The organism is Streptomyces griseorubiginosus, assembly GCF_017614965.1.
GTDB lineage: Bacteria > Actinomycetota > Actinomycetes > Streptomycetales > Streptomycetaceae > Streptomyces > Streptomyces griseorubiginosus_B.
Genome location: NZ_WVUG01000555.1, coordinates 1 through 2,569, shown reverse-complemented (window position 1 = coordinate 2,569; position 2,569 = coordinate 1). Strand labels below are relative to the sequence as shown.

Below are 2,569 nucleotides of genomic sequence, written 5' to 3'. Positions count from 1 at the left end.
TCGGCCTCGGCTTCCTGCTCACCTTCATGCTGCCCAAGCACGCCCGCAAGCCCGAGTGGGAGCAGGGCGACGAGGGCGACGCGGGCGGTGAGGAGACGCCGGCAAGCGGCGACTCCGGCCCGGCGCCGGTCCCGTGCGCGTCACTCCCCCGAGGCGGACCCCGTCAACGCCGTGAGGCTGCTGCGTACGTTGTCCATCTGCGCCTGCACGTCGTCCCACCGCTCCGCGTGCTCGCGCAGCAGCCGTTCGGTGTCCCGGGTGATCTGCTCCTCACCGGCCCGCGCCTCCGCGAGGATCTCCGCCGCCCGCACCCGGGCCTCCTCCTGACACCGCAGCGCGGCCTCCTCGGCCTCACGGAACTCCCGTTCCGCCTCGGCCAGCGCTTCCTCCGCCCGCGCCACCCGTTCGGCCTCCCGTGCGTCGACCGCGGCCACCCGTTCGGCCTCGGCCCGCTCCAGTTCGGCCAACCGCTCGGCGAACTCCTCGGCCTGCTCGGCGAGCATCCCGGAGGTGCGTTCGCGCGCCTCCCGGAGCACCCCCAGGGCCTCACCCCGTCCCTCCTTCACCGCGCGCCGGGCGGAGATCCGGATCTCGTCGGCCTCGGCCTGCGCCGCGAGCAGCCGCTGCCGGGCGCGCTCCTCGGCCTCGGCGCGTACGGCGTCGGCGCGCGCCTGTGCCGCGTCGCGCACGCCGTCCGCGCGCGCCTGCGCCGTCTCCACGAGGCGCTGCGCCTCCTGCCGCGCGCGCTCCCGCACGGCGGCGGCCTCCTCCTCCACGAACTGGAACAGCCGCCGCGCGCCCTCGCCGAGCGTCTCGTACGTCTGCGGCGAGAGGTGCGCCACGGTCTCCCGCAGGTCCTCCGCCTCCTCCTCCATCTCCCTGGCGAGCACGGTGAGCCGGGCGGCCCTCTCCCACGCGGCGTCCCGGTCGCCGGAGAGAGCGGCGGTGTACGCGTCGACCTGGTCGGGCCGGTAACCGCGCCCCCGTACGACCCCGAAGCCGTGGGCCGAGACCGATGCGCTGCTCATCCTGGAACCCCTCTCCGCCGAACGGACGCGAAATGATGATTTCGCGCACATCTTGATGTATCGGACGTAAGTGTTCATAACCCGACACTCCGCACACGGATCGCGGTCGGAACGCGCACACAAAAGGGCCGGGCCCGGTCACGATGACCGGGCCCGGCCCGAAGGGTCCCTTGCGCCCTCGAGGGGTCTCCTGCCCGCCACGAGGGGTCTCTTGCGTCAGGGGGACGTCGGTGTCACAACAAGCCGTCCCACATCTGCTCCAGCAGCACCGACCACCAGCTCTCCGGCGACCCGAGCGCCGCCGGGTCGAGGGAGGCCAGCTGGGCCTGGAAGTCGACGGTCCAGCGGCCCGCCTGCTCCTGGTTGAGACCGAACCGCAGCCGCCACATCCGGCCGAGCAGCGCCAGGCAGCGCTGGAACTCGGGCAGCCCCGTGTTCACGAACTGCGGCGGCACCGGAGCACCGCCGGGCCCGGCCTCCACAGGGACGGCCACGATGTTCGCCGTGCCGTACTGCACGCACAGCGCCTTGCCGAAGTCGCTGCCCATCACGAGGTACGAGGCCGCGTCCGACGCCGGCTGCACACCGCGCTCCTGCGCCAGTTCGGCGAGCGTCGGCACCGGCCGACCCGGCTGGGCCTGCGCCCAGAAGAACGGGCCCATGTCCAGCGGCAGTCCCGCCGTCACCAGCGACTGCGCCACGATCGGCGGCACGCCCTGCCGGGAGACCGCGGCCTGCTCGAACCGGAAAACGCCCGGCCCGAACGCCGCCGCGAGCTCCTGCGCCACGGCCTCCGGCGGCACCGGCGGCGCCGCCTGCACCGGCGGCAACGGCGCGCGCACCGGCGCGGGGCGCGCCGGCCCGTCCGCCACCTGGTGCAACTCTCCCTGATGCGCGAGCAGTTGCCGCATGCCCTGCTGCCGGCTCGCGTGATCGGTGCCGTAGGGCGCGATGCTGGTGATCCGCGCCTGCGGCCACTGCTCCCGGATCATCCGCGCGCAGTACGCACCCGGCAGCTCGCAGGACTCCAACTCCGTGTGCAGTTCCAGCACCTGGTCCGGCGGCACGTTCATACCGCGCAGCTCGTGGAAGATCTGCCACTCCGGGTGCGGGGTCCCCGGCGCGGACCGCCGGATCACCTGCTGCTCGGAACCGTCCTGCGCCCGGTACCGAAGAACGGCCTGATACCCGGGACCGACGGTCGGCTGCCCCGCAGGCTGCTGCGGATACCCGTATCCCGACGGCTGCCCCGGCACCGGCATCCCACCGGGCCCCGGCGGCATGGGCGGCTGCGGCGCACCCGGGCCCAGGGGAGCCCCGGGAGCCACACCGGGGGCGCCCGGAGCACCGAGCGCGCCGGGGGCTTGCGGCGGCGGAGGCACACCGGGGCCACCCACGCCCGGTGCACTGGGACCACCCACCGGCGGAGCGCCGGGACCATTCACAGGCGGCGCGGCCAACACGGTCTCCGCGTGGTGAACGGCCCCGGGCGCGCCTCCTGCAGAACCGTGCGCGCCCGGGGCCGTTCACCACGCGGAGAC

General features: G+C 74.5%; 1 protein-coding gene and 1 pseudogene. Both read right to left on the bottom strand.

The genetic code is table 11. The features are described 5' to 3' along the window. Nucleotides 1-140: 140 nt before the first annotated feature. Complete coding sequence (locus GRC12_RS43525) at nt 141-1,028, bottom strand: cellulose-binding protein (RefSeq protein WP_208785965.1); 888 nt, start codon at nt 1,026-1,028, stop codon at nt 141-143. 233 nt (nt 1,029-1,261) lie between these two features. Next, a pseudogene (locus GRC12_RS43520) lies at nt 1,262-2,551 on the bottom strand (SUKH-4 family immunity protein); the annotation flags it as partial. Between the last annotated feature and the right edge of the window lie 18 nt (nt 2,552-2,569).